This is a genomic window from Vibrio sp. CB1-5, assembly GCF_059412285.1.
Genome location: NZ_JBJHPB010000035.1, coordinates 30,132 through 49,083, shown reverse-complemented (window position 1 = coordinate 49,083; position 18,952 = coordinate 30,132). Strand labels below are relative to the sequence as shown.

At 46.1% G+C, this 18,952-nt stretch carries 13 protein-coding genes and 2 pseudogenes; 5 read left to right on the top strand and 10 right to left on the bottom strand.

Annotated elements, in window-relative coordinates:
* Window positions 1-121 precede the first annotated feature (121 nt).
* The 7 genes from ACJB0T_RS19555 to ACJB0T_RS19525 form a co-directional block, all read right to left on the bottom strand.
* Entirely contained in the window at window positions 122-1,573 is a 1,452-nt protein-coding gene (locus ACJB0T_RS19555) for a YfcC family protein (RefSeq protein ID WP_479289104.1), read from the bottom strand.
* Window positions 1,574-1,935: 362 nt separating this feature from the next.
* Entirely contained in the window at window positions 1,936-2,565 is a 630-nt protein-coding gene (locus ACJB0T_RS19550) for a glutathione S-transferase family protein (RefSeq protein ID WP_479289106.1), read from the bottom strand.
* Window positions 2,566-2,731: 166 nt separating this feature from the next.
* Complete coding sequence (locus ACJB0T_RS19545; RefSeq protein WP_112462244.1) at window positions 2,732-3,247, bottom strand: YgjV family protein; 516 nt, start codon at window positions 3,245-3,247, stop codon at window positions 2,732-2,734.
* A 90-nt stretch (window positions 3,248-3,337) separates the two neighbouring features.
* Window positions 3,338-4,750 carry a glucuronate isomerase gene (gene uxaC, locus ACJB0T_RS19540; protein WP_479289108.1) on the bottom strand — a complete coding sequence of 471 codons (1,413 nt, stop codon included), beginning with the start codon at window positions 4,748-4,750 and terminating at the stop codon, window positions 3,338-3,340.
* Between the two features lie 12 nt (window positions 4,751-4,762).
* A complete protein-coding gene (locus tag ACJB0T_RS19535; protein ID WP_479289110.1) occupies window positions 4,763-6,226 on the bottom strand; it encodes a fructuronate reductase in 1,464 nt (487 codons plus the stop codon).
* A 55-nt stretch (window positions 6,227-6,281) separates the two neighbouring features.
* Entirely contained in the window at window positions 6,282-7,583 is a 1,302-nt protein-coding gene (locus tag ACJB0T_RS19530; RefSeq protein ID WP_042474095.1) for a TRAP transporter large permease, read from the bottom strand.
* Window positions 7,584-7,599: 16 nt separating this feature from the next.
* The gene (locus ACJB0T_RS19525; protein ID WP_112462242.1) at window positions 7,600-8,112 is read right to left on the bottom strand and encodes a TRAP transporter small permease; all 513 of its coding nucleotides are present in this window, start codon (window positions 8,110-8,112) and stop codon (window positions 7,600-7,602) included.
* Window positions 8,113-8,412: 300 nt separating this feature from the next.
* Between ACJB0T_RS19525 and ACJB0T_RS19520 the strand changes: the two genes are divergently transcribed.
* From ACJB0T_RS19520 to ACJB0T_RS19505, 4 genes are all read left to right on the top strand, one after another.
* Window positions 8,413-9,396, top strand: a complete 984-nt coding sequence (locus ACJB0T_RS19520; protein ID WP_479289112.1) for a TRAP transporter substrate-binding protein — start codon at window positions 8,413-8,415, stop codon at window positions 9,394-9,396.
* Between the two features lie 107 nt (window positions 9,397-9,503).
* Window positions 9,504-10,289: an FCD domain-containing protein gene (locus ACJB0T_RS19515; protein WP_446648048.1), complete on the top strand. Its 786-nt coding sequence runs from the start codon at window positions 9,504-9,506 to the stop codon at window positions 10,287-10,289.
* A gap of 134 nt (window positions 10,290-10,423) precedes the next feature.
* Window positions 10,424-11,611, top strand: coding sequence for a mannonate dehydratase (gene uxuA, locus ACJB0T_RS19510; RefSeq protein WP_479289115.1), 1,188 nt, complete (start codon window positions 10,424-10,426; stop codon window positions 11,609-11,611).
* A 561-nt stretch (window positions 11,612-12,172) separates the two neighbouring features.
* Window positions 12,173-14,440: a glycoside hydrolase family 3 protein gene (locus ACJB0T_RS19505; RefSeq protein ID WP_418641635.1), complete on the top strand. Its 2,268-nt coding sequence runs from the start codon at window positions 12,173-12,175 to the stop codon at window positions 14,438-14,440.
* Window positions 14,441-14,533: 93 nt separating this feature from the next.
* Here ACJB0T_RS19505 and ACJB0T_RS19500 read toward each other — a convergent pair.
* A pseudogene (locus ACJB0T_RS19500) lies at window positions 14,534-15,908 on the bottom strand (IS1182 family transposase); the annotation flags it as partial.
* Window positions 15,909-15,964: 56 nt separating this feature from the next.
* A pseudogene (locus ACJB0T_RS19495) lies at window positions 15,965-16,880 on the bottom strand (IS5 family transposase).
* A gap of 283 nt (window positions 16,881-17,163) precedes the next feature.
* Between ACJB0T_RS19495 and ACJB0T_RS19490 the strand changes: the two are divergent.
* Window positions 17,164-17,631, top strand: a complete 468-nt coding sequence (locus tag ACJB0T_RS19490) for a low molecular weight protein-tyrosine-phosphatase (protein ID WP_479289117.1) — start codon at window positions 17,164-17,166, stop codon at window positions 17,629-17,631.
* Window positions 17,632-17,720: 89 nt separating this feature from the next.
* Here the strand turns inward: ACJB0T_RS19490 and ACJB0T_RS19485 are convergent, their stop codons facing one another.
* Entirely contained in the window at window positions 17,721-18,929 is a 1,209-nt protein-coding gene (locus ACJB0T_RS19485) for a NupC/NupG family nucleoside CNT transporter (protein ID WP_479292206.1), read from the bottom strand.
* Between the last annotated feature and the right edge of the window lie 23 nt (window positions 18,930-18,952).

Genomic DNA, 18,952 nt, shown 5'->3' with positions numbered 1-18,952 from the left:
CCAAGAACCAAGAACCAAGAACCAAGAACCAAGAACCAAGAACCAAGAACCAAGGACCGCTTTTTAAACCAAAAAGCCCGCTGACAAGCAGCGGGCAAAAGAGTGGGGTAATTGAGCTAAGTTAGCTGAGTAAAGTACCTAGGCTAAGCATAACAACGCAGAACACGGTTAGAATCGCCATAAGCGGTGCAACCCATTTGAGCCATCGGGCATACGGCACCCGCGCTATCGCGAGGCCTCCCATTACCACTGCCGAGGTTGGGGTAATCAGATTGACCAGCCCAGATGCCGATTGATAGGCGGTAATAACCAGATCTCGTCCCACACCGGCAAAGTCGCCTAATGGCGCCATAATTGGCATGGTGAGTACCGCGAGCCCAGACGTTGACGGCACTAAGAAGGACAATAGAATTTCTAAGAAGAACATGACGTTAATAAACACCACGGATGAGAGCCCGGTAACGATATGTTCGGCGGAGTTCAATATGGTATCGGTGATCATGCCTCTATCCATTACCACCACGATACCGCGCGCAATACCGATAATCAGTGCCACGCCCAACAAATCGCGCGCCCCTTCAATGAAGTTATCGATAAAGGATTCCTCACTCATTTTAGCGACGAGACCCACCAATATTGATGCGGCCAGGAACATGGCGGAGATCTCGGCCATCCACCATCCAGCAACTGACACGCCATAAATCATCACGGCAAATGAGCCACCGAAAATGGTGAGAATGACTTTACGGGTAGCGGTGAACTCTAGAGATTCATCGCCTTTATTACCAAGGAAGTGCGCTTTGTTTTCTTCGTACTTATCGTAAACAATTGATTTGGTCGGATCGGCTTTGACCATCTTGGCATACCGCATCACATAAGCAACGCAAATCACCCAGCCAACAACCAACATTGCCAAACGCAGCATAATGCCGTCAGTAAAAGGGATACCAGAAGCATTGGCAGCGATGACCGTTGCGAATGGGTTAATGGTAGAGCCCAAAACGCCTATACCGGCACCAAGCAAAATAGTCGCTGCAGCAACAAGCGGGTCGAACCGCGCAGCCATCATGACAGGCACCAGCAGCGTATAAAATGGCAATGACTCTTCCGCCATACCATACACAGTACCGCCAGCGGCAAACAGTGCCATGAGGATGGGGATCATTAACTCTTCTCGTCCTTCAAGGCGGCGAGTCACCCGTTCAATACCAGCATCAATGGCGCCGGTTGCGGTAACCAGACCTAAGAAGCCACCAATCACAAGTACGAACAACGATACATCGATGGCGCCAGCTTCATAACTATTGTGATCGTAAAAGCCGTCTATCGGAGCGAGTAGCACATCAATAGGGGTTTGTGGATTGCTTTCGACACTGGCGTAGGTACCCGCAACTGGGACTTCTCGACCTAGGTCTTCATTCATTTCCCGCTCATATTGGCCAGCAGGAATGATCCAGGTCATCAACGCCACAATGGCGATCAGAGCAAATAATATGGTGTAGGCAGAAGGAAACTTGAAACGAGTAAAAAAGCCGCCAGACTTTTTTGGTTCTTGGACGACGTGGGCGGTCATAGCATTCTCCTTAGCAGGAAGTGCGTTCTTCCCGCTTAGCTGTACGTTTAACGTTCAATTACCACATTGAAGCCATAAGAATTACTAATCTAAATTGTGGCTAAAATGTACTATGGATAGGCGAGAATAACTTTAGACTTGCTCACAAAAAATTATTGATGAAAATAGCGAGTGTTTTTTACGGGGATATTAAACTCAACGGGATGAAAAAATATGGGGTGACGTAATTGATAGACTGTTAAGTCACCCTTTATTACGGATATTTATGCAAAAAACAGATATTTATGCAAATTGTTAATTTATTGATGTTGGTCAATTAATAACTCGATATAGAATATTCGCTATATCGACCGTAAATGCATTTAAGCGCTTGATTTGTCGTATTGGGCTTCAAGCTCTGCGGCTTTTTGCGCGGCAGGACGCTGTTTAAGTTTCGTAAGATAAACCTGCAATGCAGGGTAGTCGCCAAGAAGCTCTAGCTGAGCAGCCACCTCAACAATCCAAGACAATAAAATATCGGCCGCGGTAAATTGCTCGCCAACCAACCATGTATTGGCTGTTAAGTGATCGTTGAGGTAACCCAAGATCAGCGCCAACTCTTGTTTGCTGTAACCATCAAGAAAGCGTGTTTCAGTGCCGTCAATCTTTAGGAAGTAGTGGAGTAAAAGCGGCAACGCAGCTGAGCTTTCTGCGAAGTGCAGCCACTGTAAGTAAAGCGGATACTCCGCTGAATCTTGCGCTGGTGCAAGAGAGGCGAAAGAAAAACGCTGCGCCAAATACTCGGTAATGGCACCGGATTCCGCCAACACTTGGCCATTTTCTTCGATAACCGGTGACTTACCCAGCGGATGAATCGCTTTGAGTTCTGCTGGTGCTAAATTGGTCACCGCGTCACGTTGGTACGCTTTGACTTGATAGGGAACGTTAAGCTCTTCAAGCAGCCAGATAATGCGCTTAGAGCGTGATTTGTTGAGGTGATGCAGGGTAATCATGAGTCGCTAGCCTTTTGTGTAGGGTGTTTTCTTCCGATTGTTTACGTAGCACACTAGCAAGCTGGAATTTAAATTGCAATAAATATAGTTGCGTACAATTTATTTGTTTAATCACAGTCTTTTATAAGTCATCGTTAAGCCAGTCAACGATGTCTCACGGTTTCTCTCATAGTGGTTTGTTCTCTAATTTTTGATTGCGGATCGCGTAAAGGCGATAGATGGTCATTAAATTGGTCAGAATAAAGGTGATCTCAACTAAGGATCCTCCAATGGAACCAAGCCAAATGTTGTGAGTTACCCAGCAGAACGAGTTAAACAAAATGAGGCAGCGAAGGGTAATGCCCTTTTTGGTAAACAGAGCCCAAGTGCCCACCGACGACCCGATGACTGTCATAAGTTCGAACATGCTAGAGATGTTTGGGACTGTCATTGTCCACATGGTCGTGATGAAACACCACATCACGACGCGAGATTGTGTTTTTATCGATAAATAGCTTCTTATGGCATTTAATGTCACACCGATAGCCGCAACTGTGGCGCCCATTAAGACGAAATGAATCGCCATAATGAAGCAGAACGTGGTCATGTGATAACGAAAGCGAATATCGTCTTTTTGCCAGAATGCCATCACACCGAAGATAAATGCGATGCCTCCAATAGCTTGTGCAATGAGATTGTCCAACGAGCGTCCCTATTAAAATGAACCGACAAAAACGAAATAATGAGCTGAGTGGCAGGCCACCCAGCTCATTTTTATAGCGAAAAGGGAGAGTTAGCCCCTAAGCTCGAAGTAACGTTTTGCGTTACCAAAGCAGATATCTTCAACCATAGGTCCTAGCAATGACAAATCATTAGGCACCTCGCCATTCTCTGCCCAACGCCCAATCATGTCACACAGTATGCGCCTAAAATATTCATGACGAGTGTAAGAAAGGAAGCTACGAGAGTCGGTCAACATACCAACGAACTGGCTGAGTAGACCAAGTTGCGACAGCTGCTCCATTTGGCGCTGCATGCCGTCTTTTTGGTCGTTGAACCACCAACCCGAACCAAACTGTATCTTGCCCGCAATGCCTCCCCCTTGATAGTTACCAATCATGGTGGCCATCATCTCGTTATCACGTGGGTTCAAGCAGTACAAAATAGTGCGTGGCAGCTCATTAGTTTTATCCATATCGTCAAGCAGATGTGCTAGCTCAAATGCGAATGGACGATCGCCAATCGAGTCAAAGCCTGCATCAGCGCCTAACAACTGGAACATACGAGTATTGTTGTTGCGCTGAGCACCAATATGTAGCTGCATCACCCAGCCTAATTGCGCATAACGCTTCCCAAGCCATACCTGAACAGCAGTAGAGAACTGAGCACACTCATGCTCAGTCAAACTTTCGCCGTTTAAGCGTTTGGTGAGCAAGGTGTCTAAATCTGATTCTGTCGGGATAGGCGCATAGCGTACTATCTCGATGCCATGATCGGCGGCGCGACAGCCATGCGCGTCGAAGTGCGCTAGACGCTTATCAAGCGCAGCGGTCAAATCACTAAAGCGCTGGATGTTGATGTCGGACGCTTGCCCTAGTGCGTGCATATAGTCTGCAAAGCTATCGAGCTCAATCTTAAACGCTTTATCTGGACGCCAGCTAGGCAAGACTTGGGTCGTGAAGGACGCGTCATCAGCGATAGCCTTGTGATGTTCTAAGGTATCGATTGGGTCATCAGTCGTACCCGCCATGACCACATTCATCTGCTGCATAATGCCCCGAGCGCTAAACTCCGGCGTTGCAAGCATCTCGTTACACTGATGCCAAATTTGCTCAGCCGTTTTTGGGCTGAGTAGAGTACCAGTGATACCGAATGGGCGGCGTAGCTCAAGGTGGGTCCAATGATACAGTGGATTACCAAGTGTTTGCGGAACGGCTTTTGCCCACGCTAAGAATTTTTCATGATCGCTAGCACCGCCAGTAATCAAGTGCTCTTCAATGCCAGCAGAGCGCATACCACGCCATTTGTAGTGATCGCCCTCTAGCCAAATCTGGGCTAGGTTATCGAACTGGCGATTTGTCGCCACTTCTGCAGGGTTTAAGTGGCAATGATAATCGTAGATCGGCTGTGAACTCGCATGTTCATGATATAAGCGGCGTGCAGTCTCGTTCGACAGCAAAAAGTCTTCACATAAAAAGTGCTTCATTGTTATTTCCTCTTATAAAGCCGAAACCGTGTGCTTTGCACCATGCTCAACCAGTGATAGATAGGCCGTGCTTACGGCATCGATAACAATGGGGTTTTGTCCAAGCTCGGTAGGAAAGATTGCTTCAAGCCCAAGTAGTGCTGGAACCACAGAAACGTTTAAACCATGTTGTTCACAGATGTGTTTTAGGGTTTCTGCCATTGGGTCGCGAACATCAATGGCATTACCTTGCTCATCGTTACCGGCGACGTATCGCATCCATCCCGCGATACCTGTAGCCAACCACTTAAAGTCTGAACCATTGTCGAGGTGATATTTAAGGCTGCCTCCCATGCGTTGCGGGATTTTTTGGCTTCCATCCATAGCGATTTGCCATGTCTTGTGCTTAAGGCTTGGGTTGGTAAATCGGTCGATGAGAAGCTTGGCGTACGCTTCCAGATTTGTGCCTTCAGGCATGGCTAATGAAGGAGCTTGTGCCAGCAGCATCATGTCAAATGCAGCTTTGCGGTAGCCAGGGTCAGTCATAGTGTCAGAGATATGTGCATAGCCCCCAAGATAACCAAGATAGGCCAGGAACGAGTGACTTCCGTTAAGCATGCGAAGCTTCATCTCTTCATAAGGCACCACATCCGCAACAAGCTCTGCGCCAGCAATATCCCAATTAGGGCGACCAGCAACGAAGTTATCTTCGATTACCCATTGACGGAAAGGCTCACAGGCAATGCCACAAGGGTCTTCTACACCAAGAAGCTCGGTAATTTCAGTCAAGGTTTCAGGCGTTGCGGCTGGGACAATTCGGTCGACCATAGTGCAAGGGAAAGTCACATTAGCTTCAATCCAAGAACCAAGATCAGAGTCGAGCAATTGAGCAAACTCTAGAATCGCAGCTTTTGCAACGTGGCCGTTTTCTTGCACGTTGTCGCAAGACATTACAGTGAATGGAGGCAGGTCTCGCTCTCGGCGGACTTTCAATGCCTGCACGATATATCCAAGAGCTGTTTTTGGTGCGGTCGGGTTTTCCAGATCTGCGATCACAAGAGGGTTGTGTTTATCTAGCAGACCGGTTGCAGGGTCTGCGCAGTAACCTTTTTCTGTGATAGTCATAGAAACGATGGCGACTTGCGGCTCAGCCATTTTTTCGATGACGGCTTGGATACCGTCTAAATTTGGATGCAGAGATTCGGTCACGGCACCAATCACCTTGATCTCGGTGGAAGTCGCGCCTTTTTCAGCCACTGAGTATAGGTGGTCTTGCTCGCGAAGTGATTTAATAAGGTCTTCACCTCCAAAAAGGTTGACCTCACAAATACCCCAATCGCTGTCTGATTTTCTTGCTACTTCGTCAGTAAACAGACCTTGATGGGCACGATGAAATGCCCCAAATCCAAGGTGGACTATGCGGCTTTTAAGTTGGTTTCTTGGGTACAGAGGAGTGTTTACGCCGTCATTCAGTTTTGTGTTGACAATTGATTTCATTATTGTTTCCTTGTACCCGCTGGCATGCCAGCGGGTGATTAATTGCTTATGTCGATTAGTAGCCTAGAACCAAGTTCGGAAGGAATAGGCTTAATTGAGGAATGAAGGTCACTGCCAACAGCGCGAAAATCAGTGCGGCGTAGAAAGGCAGTAGTGGTTTAATTACCTTATCGATGGAGATATTCGCCACCGAGCAACCGATAAAGAGTGCACTACCTACTGGAGGAGTACAGATACCAATAGCAAGGTTAAATGTCATCATGATGCCGAAGTGCACTGGGTCGATACCAAGGTCAAGGGCGATCGGTAAGAAGATAGGTGTAAAGATAAGAACAGCAGGCGTCATATCCATAAAGATACCGACGATCAGCAGAATGACGTTGATGATGAGCAAGATCATCAGCGGGTTCTCTGAAATAGCCAGTAGAGCATCTGAGATCATGTATGGGATATCAGCATTCGCCATGGCCCACGACATTCCCATCGAAGCGCCAACCAGCAGTAGCACGATCGATGTTGTTACCGCAGACTCCAGAACAATCTTAGGCAGGTCACGCCATCTCACTTCACGATAGATAAGCACCGCAAGAATAAAGGTGTACATGACCGCTATTGCCGATGCTTCCGTTGCGGTAAAGATGCCGCCAATGATACCGCCCATAATAATGACGATAAGCATAAGTGACGGTGCTGCCTTCAAAAAGGTATCCCACACCATTGCTAGGCTAGGGCGCTCAGCAACCGGGTAGCCGCGGCGTTTAGCAATGAATCCTGCCACCATCATTAGGCTCAAACCCATGATAAGCCCTGGAATGTACCCAGCAAGAAACAGTGCAGCAATAGAAGTACCGCCAGAGACTAGTGAAAACACGATCAGCGTATTACTTGGTGGAATCAGCAAACCTGTCGGGCAAGAGGTAATGTTCACTGCGGCGGAAAAGTTCTCGTCATAGCCATCTTTCTTTTGCAGTGGTGACATGGTGCCACCCACAGCGGCCGCTGACGCCACAGCCGAACCTGAGATAGAGCCGAACATCATGTTTGCCATAACGTTAACGTGGGCGAGTGAACCAGGCAGGCGCCCACCAAGTACTTTGGCAAAGTTGATCAATCGAACGGCAATACCGCCTTGGTTCATGATGTTACCCGCCAAGATAAAGAACGGAATTGCCAGCAGAGCAAAGTTATCAAGGCCAGCAGCCATGCGCTGAGCAACAACCGCAATAGCGGGCTCAAGAGGTAAACTCATTAGAATAGTTGCTAATGACGACAAGCCAATAGCAAAAGAAACCGGAACGCCAATTGCGAGCAAAAACGCAAACGTACCGAAAAGGGTCAAAATTACTTGCCACTCCATGTTGGAATACCTCTATTTAATCCAGTTGAGAGCCAGCATAAGAGGCGCTGCCACTTGCTAACTGTTTGATTCGTTCAATAGCAAAAACGATCGAGTAGAAGATCATCAAAGCCCCACTGATCGGCAGACAGAAATAAATGAAACCCATTTCTAATCCTAAAGCGGGTGTTACCTGACCCATAGCCAGTGTTTTTAAGGCGAGCTTAGTGCCGCCATATACAAGAACCACAAAGGCGAAGAGTGCGATCGCGAGTTGAATGACAATTTCGTTAATGGCTTTTCTAGTACCCGTTAACTTCATAGTGAGAAGATCGATAGCGAGATGACGCTTCTGACCTGTGGTATAGGCAGCGCCAATAAGAGCAACCCACATAAACAGATAGCGAGCAAGTTCGTCTGTGACTGTGCTGGGTTTGCCGATCACATAGCGTGATATCACCTGCCAAATCACGCAAAAAACAAGAAAGGTCGAGAGGGACACGGTAAAGCCCGCTAAGCCTCTATTTATGTAGGTGACCATTTTATTCATTCTATTTTCCTTCAGCGTAAATGTGCGCCTATAAGTGCTTTTGGACGACCAATTGGGGGTTTTAGGTCCTCAGTTGCATAATAAACACACTGATTTTCGATTTTGATTATAGCGGTACACCAAAAATGTTCATGTGACCCTTCTCACATTCAAATTGGTTGACCAATCATTTGGGTTTTATTGTGATATTGGTCAATCAATTGATCATTTAGGTTTGACGGTATCGATGGGTAGCGCCAATATTGCATTCGAAACAGCCAATACCCTACATATTGGATAACCAATCCACGGAGAAGACAGATGACAATGAAAAGAACGCTTGTAAGTGCAATGGTTGGTACTGCTTTAACGTTTGGTGCTGTGGCATCGGCATACGCAACAACGACATTAAAGCTAAGCCACAACCACCCTCGTGATCATGCAGTACACAAAGCAATGGACTTCTTAGCGAAGGAAGTTCGTCAAGCGACAGATGGTGAAGTACGTATTCGTATTTACCCAGATGCCCAGCTTGGTACGCAGCGAGAGTCAATGGAGCTGATGCAAAACGGCGCTCTAGATATGGTGAAGAGTAACGCGGCAGAGCTTGAAGCTTTCTCTCCAGCGTATTCGGCATTTAACCTGCCTTATCTTTTCCGTGATAAAGACCACTACTACAGCGTAACTGGTGGTGAAGTTGGTAGAGAGATCCTAGATTCTTCCTCAGATAGTGGCTTCATTGGTGTCACTTACTATGATGCAGGTGCACGTAGTTTCTATACCAGTAAGCCAATCGAAACACCTGAAGATTTGAAAGGAATGAAGATCCGAGTTCAGCCAAGCCCATCGGCAATTGCGATGGTTAAAGCATTAGGTGGTAATCCAACACCGCTTGCGTACGGCGAACTTTATACCGCGCTCCAGCAGGGTGTTGTTGATGCAGCAGAAAACAACATACCTTCATTCAGCTTGAGTCGCCACAGTGAAGTGTCTAAGTACTTCAGTCTAGACGAGCACACCATGGTTCCTGATGTGCTGGTTATTTCTACTAGTACGTATGACAAGCTGACAGAAGAGCAGAAGCAAGCACTGATGAAAGCAGCGGAAGACTCTTCTGAATATATGAAAGAGCTGTGGGCTGCATCAGAAGCGAAAGAGCGTGAAAAAGCCGAGAAAATGGGCGTGACGTTTGTTAAACCAAACAAAGCGGCATTTGTTAGCGCGGTACAACCTATGTATGCGGATATCGAACAAACAAAACCTGATCTTAATCAGCTAGTTGAACGCATTAAAGCGGTTCAGTAATCGATTGAATCATCGATAAAACTAAATAAAAAGGTGTTATCACAGAGTGTGATGAAAAGGTTGACCAATTGATCATAGCCTATATTATATTGAGATAATTATATTAGATGCAATACAGTGACAATATCATCATGATGCCCTTCGAGCCGAAAAGACCTTATCAGGAAATCGGTCTGAAACTAAGACAAGAGCTAATAGACGGTCGCTATAATGTCGGCGATCGCCTACCACCAGAGCGCGATATCGCGGAGCGCCTAGACGTCAGTCGAACGGTGGTTCGTGAAGCCCTGATTATGCTTGAACTTGAAAACTTAGTGGAAGTGAAAAAGGGCTCGGGTGTGTATGTACTGAACATACCATCTAATGCTAATTCTCGCTCAAATATTGTTGGAGATGATGCTGGACCATTTGAAATGCTACAAGCTCGCCAGTTACTAGAAAGTAACATTGCTGAGTTTGCGGCGATGCAAGTGACTCCGAGCGACATCATTCAAATGAGAACAGCATTGGAGCTTGAACGTCAAGAGCTTGCGAGTGGTACTAAGGATTGTAGTGGAGACGAAACTTTCCATCTATGTATCGCCCAAGCAACCCAAAACTCTGTCTTAGTGGATATGTTAAGACAGTCTTGGAAGCGACGTGAAAGCAGCCCAATGTGGAAGAAGCTCCATTCTCATATCAATGGTCAAGATTACCGCGAAGAGTGGTTGCAAGATCATGCAAAGATTCTTGCCGCCCTTCAACGTAAAGATCCAATTGCCGCCAAAAACGCAATGTGGCAACACCTTGAAAACGTCAAACAGCGTCTACTTGAGCTGTCTGATATCGATGATCCTAACTTTGATGGTTACTTGTTCAGCTCCAACCCTGTGGTGTTGCTGGGCAACGATTAAACCTCACAACTGGCTCGACATGTCGTCGTAGTCGTTCGTTACAGCTGCTGTCGCAGCTGTCTTTGGAAGTCGTTTTTTGCACTTAGCTTGTTTTTACGGGCGGGTTAAGTGCGCTTAAAAGAAGGTGAAGTGTCATGGAACAAACTTGGCGTTGGTATGGCCCAAACGATTCGGTATCTCTAGATGATATTCGTCAGGCAGGAGCAACCGGAATCGTAAATGCATTACATCACATCCCAAATGGTGAGGTGTGGTCAAAAGAAGAGATACTAGAGCGCAAAGCGATTATCGAGAGCAAGGGGCTCACTTGGTCGGTTGTTGAAAGTGTCCCGGTTCACGAGGAAATCAAAACACAAACGGGTGATTTCCAACAGTGGATCGATAACTACAAGCAAACACTGCGTAATCTAGCAGAGTGTGGCGTTGATACCGTTTGCTACAACTTTATGCCAGTGCTTGATTGGACTCGAACGGATCTTGAGTTTGAGATGCCTGATGGCTCTCGAGCATTGCGTTTTGACCAGATCGCTTTTGCAGCATTTGAGCTACACATCCTAAAACGACCAGGTGCTAATGCTGACTATACCGAAGCGGAGCAGCAACAAGCGGCGGACTATTTCCAGAACATGACTGAGGAACAAGTTCAGCGCTTAACCAGTAACATCATCGCGGGTTTACCGGGTGCGGAAGAGGGCTACACATTAGAAGAGTTCCAAGCGCAACTGGATCGCTATGCTGATATTACTAAAGACAAACTGCGCGAACATATGGCGCACTTCCTGTCAGAACTCATGCCAGTATGTGAAGCGCATGGATTGAAACTTGCGGTGCACCCAGACGATCCACCGCGTCCAATTCTTGGCTTACCAAGAATCGTCTCGACCATCGAAGATATCGATTGGTTGACTGAAAACGTGCCAAGCAAAATGAACGGGCTCACCATGTGCACGGGCTCTTATGGTGTGCGTGGTGACAACGACCTAGTGAAGATGATTAAGAAGCACGGTGATCGTGTGTATTTCACTCATTTGCGTTCAACTAAACGTGAAGAAAGTAATCCAATGACGTTCCATGAGGCGGCGCACTTAGATGGTGACGTAGACATGTACAATGTCGTCATGGCTATCTTGGATGAGGAGCATCGCCGCTCGGAAAAAGGTGATAACCGCCTGATCCCAATGCGACCAGACCATGGTCATCAGATGTTGGACGATCTAAACAAGAAAACAAATCCAGGTTACTCCGCTATTGGGCGATTGAAAGGTCTTGCCGAAGTCCGAGGCCTTGAAATGGCGCTCAAGCGCGCCTTCTATACGAAGTAAGTTAAGTTGTTTTAAAGAGCCAGTATGTTTTATGCTGGCTCTTTTGCAATCAACAAGCAAAGCGGGGCACTAGACTTTTAGTTCTTCCATAAACGTAATAACGATACAGCTTATGAGTTTCTTAAGCTTTGCCTCCGCCATGATTAAAGCGCTGAGCAAGCTTACAGGGCTTGGTGTTCCTGAAACTCAGTACGTTGTTTAGGAATAGCTCAATTGCAGGTGGTTTGTTTTCCTGTCCTAATTATACAGCAAAGCCACTTCAGATTGTGCTGGCTTGATAGCAATTACAAACCCTCCTTGTTTCTATTACAGACTTTCCTTTTATTTTTGATATTACATTCGAAATGTTGTTTCTGCAGTAACAGCTTTGTTTAGCCGATCCTGTGCACTGGTAGTAAAAATTTTGATTTATTCCATCATATCTAACGTAGTGTGATATTGGTTCACCAAATAAAGAATTGGTTGATCTAGATCGAGTTGATTAAACTTATTGGTTAACCAAAGTTTCAGTGTGGAGTAATATGACTATGTTTCCAATGACAATAAATTAAAAGGCGAACCATGAGAAAAAAACTGTTTACCCTAGCGCCTGTAGCTGTGGCGCTCATTCTTGCAGGTTGTAATTCATCATCAAGTGACTCAGATGATAAAGACAAAGTTGTACAACCAATCGTCCAATCTCGAGTTCATGACATCCTTGAAATAGATGGTTACCAATTCCGGGATGCGAATGGAGATGGCGAGTTAGCGCCTTATGAAAATTGGCGATTAACTTCTGAAGAACGTGCTGCTGATTTGGTCAGCCGAATGACTCTGGAAGAAAAAGTCGGCATGATGTTGATTGATACATTGAACGCTGAAGCGTACGGCTATATTGGGACAAAACATCAAGATTTCGTTAACCGTCAAAAGATGAACCGCTTTATTTTCAGAAACAATATACTGACGCAAGAAGAAATCGATGGTCTGTCTGATGAAGAGCGTCAAGATGGAGGTGCAGCTGGTGGGCCAGGAGGTCCCAATTATGTAATTAGCCCTAGGGAAGCTGCTCAATATATGAATACTGTGCAGGAGTTGACTGAGCGCACTCGTTTGGGTATCCCTGCACTATTTAAGTCAAACGCACGCAACCATATTGACCCTAATGCAAAAGCAGGTATCAACGTTGATTCAGGCGCATTTACTGGCTGGCCAAAAGAAGGCGGGTTAGCGGCAATTGGTGATATGAGTCTAATTGCCGAATTCGGTAAAGTCATGCGCTCTGAATGGAATGCTATTGGCTTGCGTGGTATGTATGGATATATGGCTGACTTGGCGACCGAGCCTCGTTGGTATCGTGTTCATGAAACATTCAGTTCTGATGCTGATTTGACTTCCGATATTATTCAAACTTTGGTTGAGACCTTGCAAGGTGAAGAGGTTGATAACGAGAGTATTGTATTGACAATGAAGCATTTCCCTGGCGGTGGCCCACAATTTCTAGGTGCTGATCCCCACTACATGGCAGGCCAACATCAAAGTTATCCAGCTGATAAATTCGAATATCACCTCAAACCATTTATAACGGCTATCGATGCTGGTGTCGCTGCAATTATGCCGTATTACGGAATTGTTGGTGGTGGTGATTGGTCGATGTTACAACCGGATGAGACTGATCATTATGTAGGAGATGGCCAATACTTAATCGATCTTTTAGATGAAAGGGATCATGATACGGTACGGGTGGCTAATAATGATTATTCAACAGAAGTGGGGGAGCCTGCTGGTAATGTCGGTGTTGCCTTCTCTAAAGGCATTTTGGATGACTTACTTCGCCAGAAGTTAGGTTATAGAGGAGTCATCAACTCTGACACGGGTATTATCAATGATAAGAATGGAGACCACACTGATTACCAGATGATGCACAGTAATCGTGCATGGGGCCTTCAAGGTAAAGATAAGACTGAGCAATTTGTCATTGCTATCGAAGCGGGTACTGACGTGTTCTCGGGCTTTAACCAGAACGATGAGATCCGTGAAGTGGTTGAGCGAGGTTTGGTGCCAGAATCACGTATTGATGAATCAGTTAAACGCCTGCTGAAAGTCCAGTTCGACTTGGGGCTGTTTGAAAATGCCTATGTTGATGCTGATAAAGCAAATGAAATCGTAGGTAGCGCTGAGTTCCAAGAAAAAGCGCAGCTAGCTCAACGAAAAGCGGTTGTACTGCTTGATAACCAAGATAAAACCTTACCACTTCGTACAAACTCGAGTTTGTTCACTATGGGGATGGACGGAGAGATTGCTGAGGAGTACGGTTTTGATGTAACGATTGGTGATGATGATGACGGTAACAAAATTGCTGATGCGACCGGCAATGATCATGCACTTATTCGTGTACGTGTTGACAATGTTCCGGCTGTTATAGGTAGCGACCCTTCAATAAATCGTGCTTTGGTGTTTGGTGGTGCCGATTTTGATGAGTTATCAGTGCTTGATTTCACTGGTATGGCTGAGTCTAACTCTTGGGTAGTTAGTCCTTCGCTTGATGATATTAAACGAGTCATGACAGAAGTTGGTGCAGAGAATACCGTACTTTCAGTTTACTTCCGTCAACCATATGTACTTGATAACGCAAGTGGCCTAAAAAACGCTGGTGCTATTCTCGCAACCTTTGGTTCTGATGACCGTGCTGTGATGGATGTTATCAGTGGTAAGTTTAACCCGCAGGGTAAACTGCCATTTGCTTTGGCTAACAGCGCTGAAGCGATTGTTAGACAAGACTCCGATGATCCGGAATACAAAGAAAATGATACGTTATACCCACTGGGTCATGGCTTAAGCTATAAGTAAAATTTAGCATAATAGATAATACGAAAAAGGGTCTGATATTTATCAGGCCTTGGATTGCTGACGAACCTCACTTTTTTTAAGTGAGGTTCTCTTTTATGCGCGGCCGTAGGCCGCGATCGCGATATTTTTTAATTGGTGAAGTCTGGAAGTAACCAACTCTAACATTGGTCTCTATAAAAAATAATTTGACGTATTTGGGGCATATTTAGCCCTATTTTTCGAAGATAATTCACCACCAAGGCTATCTTCTTGATATTTTGCGCTGCGGCAGCCAACTAACACTGCATTTGCACTTTGGTGAGTCCGCGGAAGCGGGCATAACGGTGACCATGGTGCTGCTTGGCATCAGCGAAGCTTCTTTCTACCGTTTCACTTCTTCGCCTATACGTTTTCTTTCCATAGGTTGAGAGCCGCATTTGATTTGCTCTATCCATTGCGTCCGTATAGATATGTCTTGTGACAACTTTCTTCATGTTTTTACTCTGCGTACAGTCATCTCGCATTGGCAGAACGCACACTTCTTCGGGTCGGAGTGATACTCCCGATAAGCCTCTCTAGACGTCGTTTTGTAGATGAGCTCTTGCCCATTAGGACAGCGGTAAGTGTCTCGCTCTTTACTATAGATAAAGTGCTTTCTCTTGAACGTATTCTTTATTCTGGATGGTCTGCGATAACCGAATATGCCTAAGATGTCTCGACGCTCTAATGACTCTGCGACTGGCGCGGTGAAGTAGCCCGCATCAAGTCCCGCTGCTATTGGGATAAGGTTAAATTGCTCTAGGGTATAATCTAGGCGTTTCACATAAGGCTGAGAGTCATTGATATTACCTGCCGTGACATGAGTATCTAAAATAATGCCATGCTTTCCATCCACAGTACGATGGTCGAGATAGAAGAAGCCTAGAGGCTTATTGTCTCGAGTCATAAAGCTACTTACTGGGTCGGTTGTGCTAGTTTTAGTATTCTTAGTTTTAGGCTTAGAGACTTGTGCTTTTAAAGGGGGCTTATTCTGTTTTTCTCGGTCTAGCGCGACATCTTCATCGAGCATCTCAAGATAGGCACTGGCGCGAACTTCCGTCACTTTGTTCGTATGCTTATTCTTATTGGCGTTCGCCTTTAGGTGCGTGCTATCGGTAAATAGCTCTTGGCCTGCGACCAAACCTTTCGGCATAGCTTGCTCTACGATATTGATAAAGATACGTTCAAACACATCTGTACGATTAAAGCGGCGAATACGGTTTTGGCTGAGTGTCGACGCATGGATGACTTTCTCTGTTAGTGACATGCGCAAGAACCAACGATAAGCGACATTCACTTCAATTTCTTTGACCAATTGGCGCTCACTTTTGATGCCGAATAGGTAGGCAAGCAGAATGATTTTGAATATATGAACAGGGTCTACGGGCGGTCGACCGCTGTCTTTGCAGTAGAGATGTGCCACTTCGCTTCGAATGAATTCGAAGTCGATGGGGCCTTGTTGCGTAATTCGGACAGAAAACTTAACCGCCTGAAATTGAGTGATTATTAAACAACATACTGAGTTTCAGGCATACCAAGCCCTGTCAGCTTGTTCAGCGCTTTAATCATGGCGTAGGTTTCACCAACCTGAGCATTGTAGTTTCTTAGTCTTAACCTTCCACCTAGCAACTGCTTCACACGATACATGGCTGTTTCAGAGAGCGAACGCTTATGATAACCATACCGCTTTTTCCACTTCTTGTTGGAGCCGTAGAGTTTTTGGCAATCCACGGCTAAATTGCGAGGATGTCCTTGTTCCCAGAAGGCAGCCCCTTCTCTTGGTGGGATAAGCGGAACAGCTCGCTTAATCCGTATAGCATCATGGCAACTCATTGTGTCGTAAGCACCATCTCCAGATATCTCGACGATTCGTCGACGTGTTTGCTTGAGCAAATTAGGAAGGACTTCTGCATCAGTGACATTAGATAAGCTCAGCTGCTACTATCTCGTGAGTGCTTGTGTCAACTGCTAAATGCAGTTTTCTCCAGACTCTACGCTTCCCGTCAGTACCATGCTTTTTGACCTTCCATTCACCTTCGCCATAAACCTTGAGACCAGTAGCATCGATGGCCAGATGCTGTATCGCACCTCTGGTTTTAGTTTTAAATGAAACCTCAACTTCCTTAGCTCGACGGCTTATACAGGTGTAATGTGGACAAACAAGCGGTATGTTAGCCAGCTTAAATACAGAGTCTAGAAAGCCTTGCAGCGCTCTCAATGGCATAGAGAAAACACGTTTTACCATCAATGCGGTAGTAATGGCTAGATCGCTGAATCGACGAGGCCTGCCGCGCTTACTCTGTTTGCTTTGCTTCCACTCGCGTATTGCTTCTTCATCAATCCAGAAAGTGAGTGAACCACGGTTGATTAGGGCTTTGTTGTACTGTTTCCAGTTAGTTGTTTTGTAATGAGGTTTCGGCATAAGGCTACGATGATTAACTGATGTAGCCGATCAGATCGTAACTTCCTGATTTAGTTCCATCGAATTACGCAACAAAGCCCCTTTGAACGCATCGAAAGTTATAATATATCTATTTTTCAATTGGTTATTTGAAATTGAGTTTACGGGGATAACTTTTACTTTGATACGAAGTGGTAGTTTTGAGGGCAAAATTCCTCCAAAACTATTCACAAGCACCTGATTTATCGACTAAAATTTTTTGTATCTTTGACGTGAAAATTGGCCGAAATTAGGTGTTAACTCTATGAATAATAAAAAGAAACCATCGATTCTAGTTGTATGCATGGGCAACATTTGCCGCTCGCCCACTGGAGAAGCCGTGCTTCGTGCGCGCGCTGAGCAAAGCGGCGTATCGGTGACGATAGACTCTGCGGGTACGATTGGTTATCACCAAGGAAACACACCAGACCCGAGGTCTAGAAAAGCGGGAGAGGCGAGGGGCTACTCGTTTGCTGGTATTCGAGCTCGGCAGGTCACGGATGATGACTTTGAAGCGTTTGATATGATTTTGGCGGCGGATAAAGATAATTTGGCTGATCTTAAACAGCGTTGCCCGGCGCATTTGCAGTACAAGCTGTCGCTTTTTCTTAGCCATGGTTCATCGAGTCACACTGAGATACCTGACCCTTATTATGGCGGTGACCAAGGGTTTGAACTGGTGTTGGATTTGATTGAGGACGCGTCGGATAGCGTATTGGCGAAGTTTGCATAACGTTTGCACATTACGCAATACCAAGCGGGGAACTGACACCTTATTTGAGCCTGAGGTATCAGCTCCCCTGGTTGTACGTTAGCTAAGCTTTACAACACAAAGAACAGACCAGCAAGGCAAGCACTCATTAGGTTAGCGAGTGTTCCGGCTAGAACGGCTTTAATGCCAAGGCTTGCCACATCAGAGCGGCGTTCTGGTGCCATGGACGCGATCGCGCCAATTTGAATCGCGATAGAGGCGATGTTGGCAAAGCCACAAAGAGCAAAAGTGATGATGACCTGAGTTTTGTCAGACAGCATGGCTTTTGCTTCCACAAAATCGATGAACGCAACAAACTCATTCAAAATCACTTTCTGACCGATAAATGAACCTGCTGTTAGTACTTCACTAGAGTCCACGCCAATTAGCCATGCAACAGGCGCAAATACGAATCCAAACAGTAGCTCCAACGTCATACCTTCGCCACCAAACCAGCCAGTGATAGATTCAATAGCGGCGTTTAGCATTGCAATCACACTGATGAAAGCAACAAGCATCGTACCAACGGCAACGGCGACTCTCATGCCGTTCATTGCACCAGCAGCGAGCGCGTCAATGATGTTGCTTTGTTTGCTGTCATCGAGTTCGATATCGCTATAGTCAGACGGTGTTTGCTGCTCTGGTACAAGCAGCTTAGCCATCATCAACGAGCCTGGCGCGGCCATGAAGCTTGCGGCGATGAGGTACTTAAGTTCAACGCCAAGCCCTGCGTAACCGCCAAGCACGCTTCCTGCGACCGATGCCATACCGCCGGCCATTACGGCAAATAGCTCTGAGCGTGTCATCGTGCCTAAAAATGGGCGAATAAGCAGTGGTGATTCACTTTGCGATAAGAAAATGTTGCCCGTCGCAACTAATGATTCAGCTTTGCTGGTACCAAGGAACTTTTGCAGGCCGCCACCAATAATGCGAATCGCCAGTTGCATGATGCCAAGGTGATAGAGAGCCGCAATCAGCGCACTGATGACCACAATGATTGGTAGTACGCGAATGGCGAATACGAAGCCGTTTGTGGCTAAGTCGCCAAATAAGAACTGAATACCACGGTCAGAGAAGCTAAGAATCGTTGCTACGCCGCTGCTCATGGCGCCAAGGATGTCTTTGCCAAGTGGGAAGGCGAGAACAAACGCGGCGACCAGTGATTGCAAAAGTAGGGCGCGAAGTACGGTGTTCCAATTAATTGCGGAACGTTTTTCAGAGAATAGGTACGCGATAGCAATAAGCGAAACGATGCCAAGTAAGCTAGAGAGGATAGCGATCATTGAGCAGCACCTCCAAACAG